Raw genomic sequence first — 15,796 nt, 5'->3', positions numbered from 1 at the left:
TTTAGGAATGAATATTCATTCCTTCCCTTATAAAGCTATAGAATCAGATGATTCTAATAGCATTCCAAGAGCTTTCTTCCAGTTCTTTTACTAACTCTTTCGAGTATTCTAATTGCCCTGTTGCAATTACTTTCGTTAATTGTTCTAACGGTTGATATACAATAATAATTAAAGCAACTGGAGGCAATGGACGAAGAAAACCTTTTGCGATTCCATCTTCAATGATATTCATAAAGAAGCCTATAAAATCATCAAATATTTTCTTACTCTGTTCATCAAGAAAATAACTATCACAGTGAGAATTTGTAAATAAAAAAGCATCCACATTGTTTCTCGCAAATTCAAATAAACGGTTGTACGTATGACTAAACTGTTCACGAATATTTGCTTCAACAGGAAAATCCGTTTTTATCATTTCAGAAAGCTCTAACATACTTTTTGAAAATAATGAGTTAACAAGTGCCTCTTTATTTTCAAAATAGCGATAAATAGTACCCGCACCGACTTTTGCCTTTTCAGCGATCATTGGAATTGTCGTACCATCGTAACCACGCTCTGCGAAAAGTTGCATCGCAGCATCAAAAATATCCTCTTGTTTGTTTTTAGCCATTTTTTCCACCTCTATTTCCAGGAATGAAAATTCATTCCGTTTTTAATTATAAATTACAGGGAATAAAAGTCAAGTGCGTGACAAAGTATGGTTGCGTTTTAGTGAAAAAATTATATCAACGATTATTAGAATATATCAGCGATTCTCAGGATATATCGGCGCATCTCCAATTATATCAGCGTTTTTCAAAATATATCGACTTACCGACAAAAACCGACAACCAAAGAGAAAGCTGTCCCAAAATTTGATTTTGGACAGCCCTATTTTTTAAAAGAAATCATAAATAAATGCTTCTCGTACCGGAACTATATTCTCAAACGCTCGTATTTCCTCTTCACTTCCGCTAATTAATTCTAGTTCATTAAGTTCTAACGGACGTTTGTATCCAAACATTATAGTAGATAATGTATTTATATCTAGACTAATTCCTTTATCCTTTATTTCTTCTTCTACAATTGTTATTTCATGATTTGCAAGCTTTACTGTAACGTTATTCCACGGTGCAAATGAATCTATAATATGTAAAATCACTTCTTGCTGTGCATTGTTCCAATTCAACTCATATTGTTTTAAGAACTGCTCCACATCTACAATTCTGCCCATAAAATAGGGCTTTATTTCTGCTTTTACGCGTGGCTCTTTTAGTGTATATAATAACGGTTCATTTTCACTTACTGTCATTTCAAGTTCTTTAATCATAGAATCATGCTGGCAAATAAAGTTCCACAGACCATTTCGCGCTTCATTATGCAGTGGAACAAATTCCTCTACTGTCATTTTGTTTTTTTCAATTTTATATAACATGTAGCCAGCTGCCGTTTTATTTTTATCGTAATAAATCGCTAATGTTAAATCATCATAAACAGCTTGTAACCACCACTTTTCATCGCGAACTAGCATACCGGAAAAACGTTCTGCAAATGTTTCATAAATCTTTTCGACCTCTTCTGGGTGATTTTCTTTATTGAAACGTTTTACAGTACCATTTACTTGTTTTTTCATAACTAAATCACTCTTTGTCATATGACATACAAAGAGATTCGCACAAAGTTCCCAGCCGTATTTACGGTAAAATGAAACAGCAAATGGATGTAGCATTGATACTGTATATCCGTCATTTTTCATCGTTTGAAGTGAGTGTTGAAGCAATTCTTTTACATACCCGCTTCTTCTATACTCTGGATACGTCGCTACCCCTGCAACGCCTCCCATTTTAAATTTTTCTTTGCCTATGTATATATGAAACGGAATAAAATGCAGTTTTGCTGCTACATCTTTCCCTTCCATAATACCGTATATTTCATGACTTTCTTTCATCTTTGTAAGTTGTTGTTGCAATCGTTCCTCATCAACTTTATATTGAAAAGCGTATTCCGATAAGCGTAATGCTTCTCTAAAGCTATCTTCTTTTAATCGTATAACGTTCATATATTTCTCCTCCATTCCTTGTTTGAATTGTACCATAATTCTCAATATTCCAGTGCGGTGAATGAAATTATATGGACTTAACGACACGAATCCAATATAAAAAGCAGATACATCCCGTATCTGCTTTTTATTACTTTATTTGGCTAACTTTTGAAGTTCTTCGAAGAATGTAGGATATGATACGCCTACTGCTTCTGCGTCTTCAATTGTTGTTTTTCCTTCTGCTAGACAGCCGGCAATTGCAAGCATCATTCCGATGCGGTGATCACCGTAACTATTTACTGTATTGCATTTTAGTGCTGATTTCCCGTAAATAATCATCCCGTCATCAGTTGCTTCTATGCGCGCTCCTAGTTTCGTTAACTCCGCAACAACTGTATCAATACGGTTCGTTTCTTTTACTTTTAATTCGTGTGCGTCTTTAATAACTGTAATTCCTTCTGCTTGCGTTGCCGCTAAGGCGATAACAGGAATTTCATCGATTAATCTTGGGATAATATCTCCGCCAATTTCGATTCCTTTTAATGAAGATGTTTCAATTGTAATATTTGCAGCTGGTTCTGATGCTCCTTTGTTAATTGGCTCTACAGTAAACGTAGCACCCATTTTCTCTAAAACATCAATAATACCTGTACGAGTTGGGTTCATTCCTACATTTTGTAATACTAGTTTACTATTTGGAATAATTGCACCTGCTACTAAGAAAAATGCTGCTGATGATACGTCACCTGGTACTTGAACGTCTGTCGCTGTTAACTTCTGTCCACCTGCAAGTTTCACTGTTTTTCCCTCGCGAGTTACGTTAACACCAAATGCTTCAAGCATTCTTTCCGTATGATCACGTGAAATATGTGGTTCTGTAACAGCTGTTACACCTTCCGCACGAAGACCTGCAAGTAAAATAGCTGACTTTACTTGCGCACTTGCTACAGGTGAAGTGTATTCAATTGCTTTTAAATCTCCACCACGTATTGTTAACGGTGTAAACGTCCCTTCTTCGCGGCCATCAATGTTTGCACCCATTTGTTTTAATGGATTTGTAACACGTTTCATCGGTCTTTTTGCGATAGATGCATCACCTTGTACGCAAGAGAAAAATGGTGTATTTGCCAAAATTCCTGACATTAAACGTATTGTTGTACCAGAATTACCAACATCTAATACAGCTTTCGGTTCTTGTAAGCCTTCTAATCCTTTACCAACTACAGTGACTTCATCACCATTTTGCACGATTTCTACTCCCATTTCTTTAAAGCAAGAAATTGTACTTAAACAGTCTGCACCGGGCAAGAAACCTTTAATTGTTGTTTTTCCTTCTGCAATCGCGCCGAACATGACAGCGCGGTGTGAAATGGATTTATCTCCTGGAATTGTAATAATACCATTTAATCCGTTATTAACAGGTTCTATTGTTCTTTCCTTCATGTTTTCACCTTCTCATTTAAATTGTTTCATAAGTTTGGTATTTTTCTTCTCTAAGCGCTAGCTTTGCTTTCATACGATCTTCTTCTCTTTGGAAGCTAATACGTAATACCCCAAGCAACCCTTCACGTGCTTCTAATATTTGCAAGTTCGTAATACTAATTTCTTCACGTGCCAAAATACTCGTAATATGAGCCAATGCCCCTACTTTATCTAAAACATCGACGTATAAGTCGTGATAGGCAGGAATTGCCCCTCTCTTTCGTACTGGTAAAGAGTCACGGTATTCTTTCGCGTCTGCAAAATAGTTTTGAATCTCGCCTGCATCTCCGGTAGAAACTGTATCATATAAATCTTCCATTTCAGAGATCCACTCTTTTAATAATACTATTAAATGCTCGCGATTTTGCTTAACAATATCACTCCACATTTTTGGGCTACTAGATGCGATACGTGTAATGTCTTTAAACCCTCCGGCAGCTAGTTGATGAATGAGCGGATTATCTCCTGCATGTTTCTCCACTTGCTTTACTAATCCAGCTGCGATAAGATGCGGAAAATGACTAACGATCCCTGTTACATAATCATGTTCCTCTGTATTTAGAACGAGAAAATGAGATCCTGTTCCTTGTAACCAACGCTTTAGTTCTTCCACATGTTCATTTGGCACATGATTCATCGGCGTTAAAATATAAAATGCATTTTCAAATAAATGTGCTTTTGCACTTTCAACTCCCGTTTTATGAGAACCTGCCATCGGATGTCCACCAATAAAAGAAACTTCCTTTGAAAATAAAGCTTCCGCTTCATCCATGATCGTCCCTTTTGTACTACCAACATCTGTTACAATAACATCTTCTCGTAAATGAAATGACGCTAATTTGTGTAATAACTTCTTCGTTTCTTCAACTGGAGAAGCAAATACAATTAAATGCGCCTCTTCACATGCATGCTGTAAATCTACTGCTACTTCATCTACTACATGTAATTCTTTTGCACGCTCTACTTGTTCTTGAAATATATCATAACCTGTTATCGTTACATCGTGCTCTTTCTTAATTGCTAATGCGAGAGAGCCTCCGATTAAACCAGTTCCAATTAAAACTACCTTTTTACGCATTTTCCTCATCTCGAGACTTTCTTTTTTTATTTTCAAAGTGTTGTTTTAACACTGAAATCACTCCTTCATTTTGCTCCCTTGTTCCGACTGTAATACGGACACCATTTGGGAACGGACGAATAATAAATCCTGCGTGTGCACAAGCTTCATAAATCTCCCCAGCATTCTCAACTGGCAAGAAGATGAAATTTGTTTGCGATGGATAAAACGGAATTTCTTTTTCCTTACAAAAGCTTTCGTATTGTTGTAATCCCTCTGTATTCACACGAACTATTTCCTCAATAAACTCGTCATCACCAAAAGCAATCGTCGCTGCTTTTTGCGCTAATGAAGATACGTTAAATGGCAAACGTACGACATTTAATTTCTCGATTAGCTCTTCCTGTCCAATTGCATATCCAACGCGGAAAGAAGCTAATCCGTACGCTTTAGAAAATGTTCTAAGTACAAGAATGTTTTTATGTTTTTCTAAAAGCGGTAATGTCTCTGGGAAATCCTTTGCTGTTACGTATTCATAGTACGCTTCATCAATGACAATTAACGTATTTTCACTAATACCTTCAATAAATTGAGTCAATTTTCGATCATTCACATATGTGCCTGTCGGGTTGTTCGGATTACAAATCCATACGATTTTCGTATTATTATTTATTGCTGACGAAATTTCGTCTAAATCGTATACACCGTTATTTAAAGGGATTTCTTTCACTTCACAACCTTCAATAATTGCATGATGACGGTACTGCGGGAATGTTGCACCAGCCGTTACGATGTTATCTCCTGCTTTAAGTACTGCACGGCTTATTATTTGAATGACTTCATCTAAACCACTACCGCAAAGTATTTGTTCCATTTGAACATGTAACTTATTTGCAAGTGTTTGACGGAGTGCTGTAGCACCTCCGTCAGGATATAAAGCATGTTCCAACCACGATTTTTGCAACTCATCTAAAACACGTGGTGAGCAGCCGAATGGATTTTCATTTGATGCTAATTTCACAAATAAATGATCTCCGTACACTTCTTTCATTTGTTCAGGTGATTTACCTGGTTTATATGGTTGTAATGATGATAGTTGATCTTTTACTTGCATGTTAAAACCACCTTTTTATTAAAATTCTTTTGCGTATTTATTATGTTGCGTAATGTTTTGCTGAATTAAATCCATACGATCTTTTCCGAATTGTTCGACTAGTGCATGTGCAAGTTCCCATGCTATAACAGATTCAGCTACTACACCTGCTGCTGGTACTGCACAACTATCAGATCTTTCAATACTCGCTTGGAATGCTTCTTTCGTATCAATATCAACGCTTGCTAACGGTTTGTATAATGTAGGTATTGGCTTCATAACACCTCTTACGACAATTGGCATTCCTGTTGTCATACCGCCTTCTAAACCGCCGGCATTATTCGTTTTTCTCGTGTATCCATTTTCTTCATCCCATAATATTTCATCGTGTACTTTACTTCCTGGCTGTCTTGCTGCTTCAAAACCAACGCCAATTTCAGCACCTTTAAATGCATTAATACTCATAATTGCACCAGCAAGTTTTGCATCTAATTTACGATCGTAATGAACGTAACTACCAACACCAATTGGCATACCTTCTGCAATGACTTCAACAATACCGCCGATTGAATCCCCACTACTTTTAGCGTTATCTATCGCATCCATCATCTCTTGTTCTACTTCTTTATCTAAACATCGAACTGGTGAATTTTCAGTAATCGTTTGAATTTCTTCTATTGGTAAGTTTGAAATTCGTTTCGCTTGTACCCCACCAATTTCAAGAACATGCCCTGCAATTTCTACGCCTAATTCTTTCAAAATTTGTTTCGCAACTGCACCAGCAGCTACACGAACTGTCGTTTCTCTTGCAGATGAGCGCTCTAATACGTTTCTTATATCACGATGTCCATATTTAATTGCACCGTTTAAATCTGCATGTCCTGGACGTGGTTTTGTAATTGTACGTTTCATATCTTTACTTTCTTTTTCCGAAATTGGCTCTGCACCCATTACTTTCGTCCAATGTTTGAAATCATCATTTTTAACGATTAACGTTATTGGTGAGCCAAGTGTCATCCCATGACGAACACCACTTACAATTTCAACTGTATCAGTTTCTATTTGCATGCGTCTTCCACGTCCGTGCCCTTTTTGTCTTCTTAGTAATTCTTTATTAATATGTTCCGATGTTAATGTTAAACCTGCTGGTACACCTTCTAAAATAACTGTTAACTGCGGTCCATGTGATTCTCCAGCTGTAATGTATCTCATTTCTCTTGCCCCTTTACTATTTTTTTGTACAAAAAAGTCCCTACTGAGCGCTCAGTAGGGACGATGTTTATCGCGGTACCACCCTAGTTGTAGACAACTATCGTCTACCTCTCTTCTTCTGTAACGATCGTTTGACCGTCTTTCCCTCCAAAAGTTGGCGGAAAAGATGCTCCAAGGCTGTAATTCATGCTTATCTTTGTACTGATTCACACCGACCATCAGCTCTCTTTAACAGTGAGATAAGCACTACTGTTTCCTCTTCAGCGCATATATGATATGGAATTAAGATAATTTATTTTTGAAACCTTTTAACTCATCCATGAATCTATGGAATTCTGGAATATCCATTTGTTGTGCAGAATCTGATAATGCAACCGCTGGGTCTGGGTGTACTTCAGCCATTACTGCATCTGCGCCAATTGCAAGTGCTGCTTTCGCTGTTGGTAATAATAAATCTCTGCGTCCAGTTGAATGCGTTACGTCAACGATTACTGGTAAATGTGTTTCTTTCTTTAAAATCGGTACTGCTGAAATGTCTAATGTGTTACGTGTCGCTCTTTCGTATGTGCGGATACCACGCTCACATAGAATAATTTGGTCGTTACCTTGTGCAATGATGTACTCAGCTGCGTTAATGAACTCATCAATTGTTGCTGCTAATCCACGTTTTAATAATACTGGCTTGTTAACTTTACCTACAGCTCGTAATAAATCGAAGTTTTGCATGTTACGTGCACCGACTTGAATTACATCAACGTAGTCTAGCGCCATTTCAACATCGTTCGGATTTAAGATTTCACTAATGATCGCTAAGTCGAACTCATCTGCTACTTGGCGTAAAATTTGTAATCCTTCTACTCCCAAACCTTGGAAATCGTATGGAGATGTTCTTGGTTTGAAAGCACCACCGCGCATTAATTTTAGACCTTGGTCTTTCATCGCTTGCCCTACTTGGCGAACTTGCTCTAAGCTTTCTACCGCACAAGGTCCCATGATGAACGTTTGTGTTCCGTTTCCAATCAATTCACCTTTTACATTAACGATTGTATTTTCTTGTTTCTTTTTACGTGATACTAGTAATGCTTTACGGTTATCATCTTCTTGTAATTCTAAGCTAGCTTTGAAGATTGTTTTGAAAATGTGTTGAACTGTTGACGTTTCGAATGGTCCTTCGTTATGCTCTGCGATCATATCAAGTACTTCACGCTCACGTACTGGATCAAAACGTTTCGTACCTTGTACTTGCTTTTGCTCCCCAATTTTTTGAACGATTTCACCACGTTTGTTTAAAAGGTGTAATAGTTGTAAGTTAATTTCATCTACCTGTTTACGTAATTGATCTAATTCATGATTTGCCATTTGGAAATCCTCCTCTAATGTTTTAAAAGTATAGTAAGAGAATGAAAAATTCTCTATTTTCTGAACTGATAAATTATACAAAATTTAAGTGGAATCGATACCTCTTCTTATTTTAAACGAATACTTACTATAAGGACACTATCAACTCAATCAAAACCCACTTTTTTGTACAAAAAATCCCTACTGATTCAATCAGTAGGGACGATATTTATCGCGGTACCACCCTAGTTGTAGACTTATTTCGTCTACCTCTCTTCATTGTTAACGATCATCTGACCGTCTTTCCCTTCATAAAGACAATACTATCTTTACTACGAAAAAGATGCTCTAGGACTGTAATTCGCTCTTGTTTTTGTACTGGTTCGCACCAACCACCAGCTCTCTGTTACAGGGAAACAACAACTACTGCTTTTCCTTTCAACGCATATATATTTAATTTTCAAGTTAGACCACTAAAATACAAAAAGTCCCTACTGAATAAATCAGTAGGGACGATATTTATCGCGGTACCACCCTAGTTGTAGACTAACTTTCCGTCTACCTCTCTTCACTGTTAACGATCAATTGACCGCTTTTTCTTCATAAAGACAATACTATCTTTACTACGAAAAAGATGCTCCAAGACTGTAATTCATGATTATCCCTGTACTGGTTCACACCAACCACCAGCTCTCTGTTACAGTAAGACTAACCACTACTGTGATCTCTTCATTGCACTTTGTTTATTCAAATGTTTTTGAAATTGAATAAGTATGATTCGTATTATAGAACGCTTTTCAAAACACTGTCAACAACTTTTTATATTTTTTTTAAAATTCCACTTCCGCCCTACATTTCTTCTTGTAAATTCTCCATAACAATTCCGATGCGAATTATCTCATTATCTATTGCATTTAATACATATTTTTCTACTCCATACTGGATTAATATTTCTTTTATTTGAATAATTTCAGTTTCAAGTAAATCGGCTTCTTGAAGCGTTTGTAGTAAAGTGAAAAATACATTTGCATACAATTCTTTATACATTTTTATACTCTCTGTCTTTTCAAGTATTTCATTAAACAACTGTTTTAACTCCGTTTGATTCCCTTTTCCAACCAAACCTGAAAATGTTTTTATTATAGATAATCCTCTTTCTACTATTTCATCCATAAATAAAATAATACGCAAAAGCATTACATATTCTCTAGCTGTGATTTCACCCATTTTCGGTCGCTCTCGCAAAAATACACCGAGCCAAGATGCCCAAAATTTTTGTTGTTCTTTTGCACTTAACGTTTTGACGTAATAGCATAAAAACTGCATAAATTTAATTTTATTTTCTTCATTTTCTTGTATAAGTAACGGGTATAACCAATCTGTTTTTTGCTCCCAATACAGTACACATTTAATAAATACAAAACTGAGCCATTTCAAGAAAGCTTCCCTCGTATGCGGATGTAATACTTCCAAATGTTCTACTGCATACTTAATAAATCGTTTCATTTCTGTAAATAAAGGTAAATTGATTTGCGTGTAACATAAGCCTGCCCATGCATATTTCGTAATCTCATTTTCTTTCTTTAAATCTAAGCATGGCAACAAATATTTTCGGCACCATTGCTTCTCAATATGATAAAGAAATGTAACATCTGCTACTAAACGAGCTAACATAAAGTTTGTCCGTACTTTACTAACTCTTACTTGTTCTTCAAATAAAAATAAATATTCATATACATTACGATCGTATAAATGATCATATGATAACAGTTTTAATAATACAGCTGTCATTTTCCCAACAGGATGCTGGATCGATTCATTGTAAAAGTCTTGTTTTCCAAGCTTAAAATCTATATCACTTTTCATTACTTGAGGGAATACCGAAAAAGCAAAACGTTTCACACTGCGTATACTATTTTCCTCTAACTCTTCTAATCGATTACTAATCTCATATAGAAAGCTACTAATTAACCAATGAAAAGCAGTATTTCTAACAAATTTCTGTAATAGCGGAATTACTTTTTGGATTTGTTCATTTGTCAATCCTCGGTTATTTCGCCACTCTCTAATACAAACAAACCATACTTCATTACTTATTTCGTGCATACCAACTAATTGATAGGCAAATGAAATACTCCATTCTGTATTCAACTTACATGCTTTCGATAACATCTCTAAAAAATGGCGTTGTTCAAAAACACCATCTTGAGAAAATTGACGAACTTGCTTCATAATTTCATCGTCTTTCAACTGCAATAATCCATCAGCAGTTACATTACAAGTAATACTTTGATCTGCCGTCTCTTTCTTTTGTACACTATATCGATCAGAATGAAAGTGAGGATGTTTTTGCTTCATTAACTCATAACCTTTTGCTGTAGATGGACTATTCGAATCACAAGTGAATAATAAATCTAAAACTAAACAAGCATCAAATGCTCTCTCCTCTGCAAGGTCCTTCAATACAATTTGAATAACCACTTCCTTTGTTTTTTCTAAAGAGTGTGCAAAATGATTTTTTATAAGTTGAAAAACTTCGTGTTTATACGTGACATCTAAAAGAAGTCCTTCCTGTAACACCCATTTCATTTTGGCATCGGCGCTAACGAATCTATTTTTATTCATCGCATCAATTGCAATTCGGTTCTGAAGCATGCTGTTTGCTTCTATCATTTCTGTAATATAATAATTTGCTTTTTTTTCATTATTTTCACACAAATAGGCTAAACACTCTTTTACAATTTGAATTAAAAATGCAAGATCATTTTGCTGAAACTCTTTTTCAACATTTTCCTTATCCTTTTTTTTCAGTGCCGTTTGTCGTAGTGATAACATTCGCATCTTCTCTATTCCCATCATCATAATTGGTACGGCGTAATAGGAAATATGAGGTTTCATCTTCTCGTTCCAAATTTGCTCCACATAAGAAAATGTAGACACTGGTAAACGACTCGATTCCTCAAGTTCTATTGATTCTTGCGTATCATTTCCCCATTTTCTTTCCCGCTTCAATTTCAGTTTTCCGTCCAAAATAAATGTTAGTAATAATAAAGCAATTTCTTTATGCTCAGGAAAAGAACATTTTTGCAGTAAGCAAGAAATTTTTTCAATAGATTTACTATCTTTTTCAGCTGTTTCTAATAAAAGAAGTGTCCATCTTGCAAACAACAACGGGTCCATTTTAATTTTCATTTCGTTTAAGTAGCTACAAATTGTTCTCCATAATAACGGAGATATTTTAGAATGATTTTTAAAAATTAATTGAAATAATTCTTTTTGATGACTAAAAAGAAATTGTTCCACCAACCATTCTGCAAGTAATTCATCTACCTCATTATCGTTTGATGTAACTAAAAATAAATTTTGTAATTTCCCTTCTGCTTCAAGCCATTCCACCCATTCATAATCATGAGCAAATTCAACAAAGTAGCGGACTGTTTCAATTTTTTTTATGGATTGTTTTATGTACGATAATTGTTCCTGCTCTACTGACGGTGGAACTGTTACTATGTCACGAATTCGCATTCGTTTTGTAATATAATTATCTCCCATTAATTCTGCCCATCGCTTCACTGCTTTAACAAGAGATTGATGATTATTACCTTTATTCGGGTATACAATCGGCCGTATTCCTAAATGCTCCCAATGGTACGTATTTTCCCCTTGTGCAACAAATGCATAACGCCTTGTACTTGGCGGTAAACCAGTAGCCAAATATTTCATTACTGGGTCATTATGGCTATATCCAACGAATAAAACAGTATAATTCGAGAATAAATCAACTAAAAACCTTCTTGCCCAGCCTTCGGTCAAGTAAGCCCTTCCAAAATCACCATCTGTTAAAATTAAAGCTTCTTTCTCTTGTTCTATATTGCCATGTATGTAAGCGAGTCCTTTAAACGCTCTACCTGTAGGTAACGCAGGTGCGTAATATACGTTTAATTCTCTATTCATTTCTTTCATCGCAGTTGTAAAATGCCGATCAAAATTTGTCGTGACAATGCGGACTTCCGTATCTAAAGGAAACAACCTCGGAATCGCATAATGAAGCGGATTCGGCTTTGATTTTTCAATATGAACTAAATCTCTTGCAACTTGATGTATATCTTTTGTTTTCGCAATTTTACCAAGATAATAATCATGAGGTTCTGTTATTTCACGCGTTTCTACATATAACGTTTTCGCAATCTCATCAACTAGATCATCAAAATTCGGTAAGTTTGATTTCCCTTTCATAGAAACTCCCGCTCCAACAAATAGTACTAACTTTCCTTGTTCAAGATGATCAATTAACTCCTCTGGAATTTCTACTTCTGAAGTAATCCACATCATGGATTCCCCCTTACCTAAAAATGTCATATACTCTCATTTTACTATAACATTTTTTCTTTGTTTTTTTTAATATTTAGACAAAAAACGAACATGAAAAAGTTTTATGTAAATATATTCGTTACAATGTATGAACTCCTAAATTTATTGTAAAACTATGTATAAATCGGAGGTGTAAATATTGAATGGTTTTACTGTAGTACTTATCAAATTTATATCGTGCATTATCGCATTTAGTATTGGACTCGCTTTATTTTTCCCTGCAACGTTCGTCCAAATTATTTCATTTAGTCTCTTTGTTACAATCGTTTCCTATATGTTCGTCGATAAAATCATATTAAACCGAATAGGCAATACCGGTGCCATTATGTCGGATTTCTTACTAACGTATTTAAGCGTATGGATTTTCGGTAATATTTTATTAGACAATTACATGCAAATTGCATGGGGGAGTTTCCTTTCCGCTACTGTCTTTACATTATCTGAAGTAATCGTTCATCGCTTTTCTAACTCACACACAAGACACAACAACGATAACATTCATATTAATCGCCGCTTTGCATATGGTACGGAATTTGCTGAAGAACAGAATGTATTGGATAAAGATAAGAAGAAATAACATTTTGATGCAGGAGCGCCCTTTTTAATTATGTGGTGCTCCTTTTGTGTATTTTCATTATGGTATGTGAAATTATACGAACAATTTTTTTAATATATCTTATAATAAAAAACTGCCTCTTATTTAGAGGCAGTCACTTTCAAATCTTTTAACGCAACAACATTAGCAAACGCTCCAAACACTACATTATGATGCTTTACAATGTCTTCCGCACGTAACACGTCTGTATGAAACGTACTATGTGCATCACTCACTAACGTTACTTTATAACCTTCACTAAACGCTCTTCGCGTTGTCGTATCCACACAGTACTCTGTTTGCATTCCTGAAATAATAACGTGTTCAATGCCTTTTTCTTGTAATACTTCGTTTAAGTTTGTCTTATGGAAAGAATCTGGCGTCGTCTTTTCAACGATACGATCCCCTTTTTGCGGAGCAATCGCCTCATGCACTTTCCAGCCCTCTGTACCTTTTTCTAACGGATGATCTTTTGGCCCGTTATGTTGTACATAAATAACTGGAATATCATTTGAACGACATTCCCCAATAAGCTCTTGCAATATTTCTAAAAACTTTTCCCCATTATGTACTGGCATTCCTGCTGTATACATACCTGCTTGCACATCAATTACTAGTAATGCTTTTTTCATTTCGCGCAACTCCCTTTGTTTGTATTCCACCATCCAACAATCTTCTAATTTCCCCTCATGTAGTTCATGTTCCTTTAAAATCTTCACCTTTTTAAATCCGCATTTTTCATAACATTTTATCGCACGTTCATTATTTACTTTCGGATCCATTGCGATTGCTTCTGCTCCCGTGTTCTCCATAATATATGTAATTGCTGCCTGAACGAGTTTCGTTCCAATTCCTTTTCCCCAATAAGTCGGCTCTCCGATAAATTGATCCATTCCCCATACATTTTGTGATTCTTCATAGCCATATAATGTTTTCCACTCAGAATCAATTGGGTACATTTGTATGTAACCAATTGGAACAGCATCAAACTCTATTAAACATCTTTTTTCATGACTATTTGGATTATGTATAAAATGATTCAGTACCATTTCTACAGATTGCGGATTATCGCGTCCTTCGTAATACCGCAAGACTTCTGGGTCTGTTAACCATTTTGAAATGATTGGTGCATCCTCTTCTATTACGTATCTAATCGATATATTATCTTTTTGAAATAGCATATAATACCTCTTTTTAATTATTTATATTTTTTCTTGTTGTGACATCATTCATTGCACCTATTAGTGCGTATGGTAACAATGTAATCGCAAAAAATGCTGTAAACACATTAAAATGAGGAATTTCATATGGAGTGAACCATTCCGTGAAAAATTCAGAATGTAAAATTCTATTTAAAAACTCTCCACTTGGCTTAAAATTTGGTGTCCATCCAGTAACCTCACAAATAATAAACAACAATTGAACAATTATAAATGCCCCTAGATAGCGAAACCATGTCCGTTTCCAAATCGGCTGCGCCTTATTTAATTCATGTTCCATCTAGCTCCCACCTTTTTATTTCCATCATATTAATTATACACTTTTCATAGTTTATTTGTTAAAATTTTCTATATAATCATTCATGCTGGGGGAATTCATTATGTCTAATCCTATACATAAATCAACATTAATCATTCTTAGAGGAAACTCCGCAAGTGGTAAAACAACAATCGCAAAGCAACTACAAGAACATTTCGGACAAGGTACACTTTTAGTATCGCAGGATGTTGTACGTAGAGATATGCTTAGCGTACATGATACGATGGGGAACTTATCTCATGATCTACTATTTGAAATTACGAAGTACGGAAAAGGAAAGTGTGAGTTTGTTATTTTAGAAGGTATTTTAAACAGTCATAGATACGGTGAAATGCTAAAAGAGTTAATAGATTTTTTTGAAGGAAACACATATACATATTACTTTGATTTATCATTAAAAGAAACAATTCGACGACACAATACAAGAGAAAAGCGCCAAGAATTTGGTGAGGATTCCCTACAAAAATGGTAAAATCCACACGATACAATTGAAGTTGCTAGAGAAACTATTTTTACAGATACCTTCACGCAAAAAGATATATTTGATGAGATCCTTAATGATGTTGCGATACAAAAATAAAAGCCAGTCTCAATAAAGAGAACTGACTTCTATCTAGATGACTTTATTTATTAAAGAATTTTAACTTTAACAGTTTGTCTTCCCCAATTCATAGCTTTACTTTTTGAGCCCATTAAAACATCAATACGATTTCCTTTAATAGCACTTCCAGTATCACCAGCAATTGCTTCGCCATAACCTTCTACCCATACTTTAGATCCTAATGGGATTACTTTCGGATCTACTGCGATAATTCTCATATTCGGATTAGCCGTTAAATCATGCCCCATCGCAGTTAAAACACGACCACCATATGTACCATTTTCACTTGGATCAGCAGTATATGCTGTCGCAACTACCGTTAATTCACGTTTAGCAGACTGTATGTTATTTTTAGACTCTTCTCTTGCTTTTGCTTCTTCCTTAGCCTTTGCTATTTCTCTTGCTTTCTCTTCTTCTTTAGCCTTTGCTATTTCCCTTGCTTTCTCTTCTTCTTTAGACTTTGCTATTTCTCTTGCTTTCTCTTCTTC

At 35.4% G+C, this 15,796-nt stretch carries 12 protein-coding genes, 2 pseudogenes and 3 other annotated features; of the genes and pseudogenes, 2 read left to right on the top strand and 12 right to left on the bottom strand.

What is annotated here, in order from left to right:
• Positions 1-43: 43 nt before the first annotated feature.
• From JDS99_RS00065 to JDS99_RS00030, 8 genes are all read right to left on the bottom strand, one after another.
• Positions 44-610, bottom strand: a complete 567-nt coding sequence (locus JDS99_RS00065; RefSeq protein WP_088063780.1) for a TetR/AcrR family transcriptional regulator — start codon at positions 608-610, stop codon at positions 44-46.
• Positions 611-877: 267 nt separating this feature from the next.
• Positions 878-2,038, bottom strand: a complete 1,161-nt coding sequence (locus JDS99_RS00060; protein ID WP_199694122.1) for a GNAT family N-acetyltransferase — start codon at positions 2,036-2,038, stop codon at positions 878-880.
• 135 nt (positions 2,039-2,173) lie between these two features.
• Positions 2,174-3,463: a 3-phosphoshikimate 1-carboxyvinyltransferase gene (gene aroA / locus JDS99_RS00055; protein WP_199694120.1), complete on the bottom strand. Its 1,290-nt coding sequence runs from the start codon at positions 3,461-3,463 to the stop codon at positions 2,174-2,176.
• Positions 3,464-3,479: 16 nt separating this feature from the next.
• Positions 3,480-4,580 carry a prephenate dehydrogenase gene (gene tyrA / locus JDS99_RS00050; protein WP_199694118.1) on the bottom strand — a complete coding sequence of 367 codons (1,101 nt, stop codon included), beginning with the start codon at positions 4,578-4,580 and terminating at the stop codon, positions 3,480-3,482.
• The gene (gene hisC, locus JDS99_RS00045; RefSeq protein ID WP_098080217.1) at positions 4,573-5,673 is read right to left on the bottom strand and encodes a histidinol-phosphate transaminase; all 1,101 of its coding nucleotides are present in this window, start codon (positions 5,671-5,673) and stop codon (positions 4,573-4,575) included. Before hisC ends, tyrA begins: the two co-directional genes overlap by 8 nt.
• Positions 5,674-5,691: 18 nt before the next feature.
• Complete coding sequence (gene aroC, locus JDS99_RS00040) at positions 5,692-6,864, bottom strand: chorismate synthase (RefSeq protein ID WP_061673330.1); 1,173 nt, start codon at positions 6,862-6,864, stop codon at positions 5,692-5,694.
• Between the two features lie 53 nt (positions 6,865-6,917).
• Positions 6,918-7,137: a binding site (T-box leader), on the bottom strand.
• Between the two features lie 9 nt (positions 7,138-7,146).
• Entirely contained in the window at positions 7,147-8,223 is a 1,077-nt protein-coding gene (locus JDS99_RS00035; RefSeq protein WP_001273578.1) for a bifunctional 3-deoxy-7-phosphoheptulonate synthase/chorismate mutase, read from the bottom strand.
• Positions 8,224-8,417: 194 nt separating this feature from the next.
• Positions 8,418-8,653, bottom strand: a binding site (T-box leader).
• A gap of 54 nt (positions 8,654-8,707) precedes the next feature.
• Positions 8,708-8,944: a binding site (T-box leader), on the bottom strand.
• A 107-nt stretch (positions 8,945-9,051) separates the two neighbouring features.
• Complete coding sequence (locus JDS99_RS00030; RefSeq protein ID WP_199694358.1) at positions 9,052-12,531, bottom strand: DUF4020 domain-containing protein; 3,480 nt, start codon at positions 12,529-12,531, stop codon at positions 9,052-9,054.
• Positions 12,532-12,712: 181 nt separating this feature from the next.
• On the opposite strand from JDS99_RS00030, the gene JDS99_RS00025 reads away from it, so the two are divergent.
• Positions 12,713-13,150: a YndM family protein gene (locus tag JDS99_RS00025; protein WP_001013096.1), complete on the top strand. Its 438-nt coding sequence runs from the start codon at positions 12,713-12,715 to the stop codon at positions 13,148-13,150.
• 119 nt (positions 13,151-13,269) lie between these two features.
• Here JDS99_RS00025 and JDS99_RS31800 read toward each other — a convergent pair whose 3' ends face one another.
• The 3 genes and pseudogenes from JDS99_RS31800 to JDS99_RS00015 all read right to left on the bottom strand — a co-directional run bounded on the left by JDS99_RS31800 (position 13,270) and on the right by JDS99_RS00015 (position 14,668).
• Complete coding sequence (locus tag JDS99_RS31800) at positions 13,270-13,800, bottom strand: cysteine hydrolase family protein (RefSeq protein WP_033662720.1); 531 nt, start codon at positions 13,798-13,800, stop codon at positions 13,270-13,272.
• Between the two features lie 15 nt (positions 13,801-13,815).
• A pseudogene (locus tag JDS99_RS31795) lies at positions 13,816-14,349 on the bottom strand (GNAT family N-acetyltransferase); the annotation flags it as partial.
• A gap of 13 nt (positions 14,350-14,362) precedes the next feature.
• On the bottom strand, positions 14,363-14,668 hold the full coding sequence (locus JDS99_RS00015) for a YfzA family protein (protein ID WP_098858865.1): 306 nt from the start codon (positions 14,666-14,668) through the stop codon (positions 14,363-14,365).
• Positions 14,669-14,768: 100 nt separating this feature from the next.
• Here JDS99_RS00015 and JDS99_RS00010 point away from each other — a divergent pair.
• Positions 14,769-15,287: pseudogene (locus tag JDS99_RS00010) on the top strand (kinase).
• A gap of 50 nt (positions 15,288-15,337) precedes the next feature.
• Here JDS99_RS00010 and JDS99_RS00005 read toward each other — a convergent pair.
• Positions 15,338-15,796 (bottom strand): 3D domain-containing protein (locus tag JDS99_RS00005; protein ID WP_242475583.1); only part of this gene is annotated, 459 nt, incomplete at its 5' end.

Source organism: Bacillus cereus group sp. N6 (assembly GCF_016483705.1).
GTDB lineage: Bacteria > Bacillota > Bacilli > Bacillales > Bacillaceae_G > Bacillus_A > Bacillus_A wiedmannii.
The sequence above is the reverse complement of the archived record's forward strand: the minus strand, read 5'-3'. Positions and strand labels throughout refer to the sequence as shown.

Excerpts from the sequence above, each read along its gene's own strand:
- JDS99_RS00065 (WP_088063780.1), bottom strand. The coding sequence starts at position 610 with ATGGCTAAAAACAAACAAGAGGATATTTTTGATGCTGCGATGCAACTT.
- JDS99_RS00060 (WP_199694122.1), bottom strand. The coding sequence starts at position 2,038 with ATGAACGTTATACGATTAAAAGAAGATAGCTTTAGAGAAGCATTACGC.
- aroA (WP_199694120.1), bottom strand. The coding sequence starts at position 3,463 with ATGAAGGAAAGAACAATAGAACCTGTTAATAACGGATTAAATGGTATT.
- tyrA (WP_199694118.1), bottom strand. The coding sequence starts at position 4,580 with ATGCGTAAAAAGGTAGTTTTAATTGGAACTGGTTTAATCGGAGGCTCT.
- hisC (WP_098080217.1), bottom strand. The coding sequence starts at position 5,673 with ATGCAAGTAAAAGATCAACTATCATCATTACAACCATATAAACCAGGT.
- aroC (WP_061673330.1), bottom strand. The coding sequence starts at position 6,864 with ATGAGATACATTACAGCTGGAGAATCACATGGACCGCAGTTAACAGTT.
- JDS99_RS00035 (WP_001273578.1), bottom strand. The coding sequence starts at position 8,223 with ATGGCAAATCATGAATTAGATCAATTACGTAAACAGGTAGATGAAATT.
- JDS99_RS00030 (WP_199694358.1), bottom strand. The coding sequence starts at position 12,531 with ATGTGGATTACTTCAGAAGTAGAAATTCCAGAGGAGTTAATTGATCAT.
- JDS99_RS31800 (WP_033662720.1), bottom strand. The coding sequence starts at position 13,800 with ATGAAAAAAGCATTACTAGTAATTGATGTGCAAGCAGGTATGTATACA.
- JDS99_RS00015 (WP_098858865.1), bottom strand. The coding sequence starts at position 14,668 with ATGGAACATGAATTAAATAAGGCGCAGCCGATTTGGAAACGGACATGG.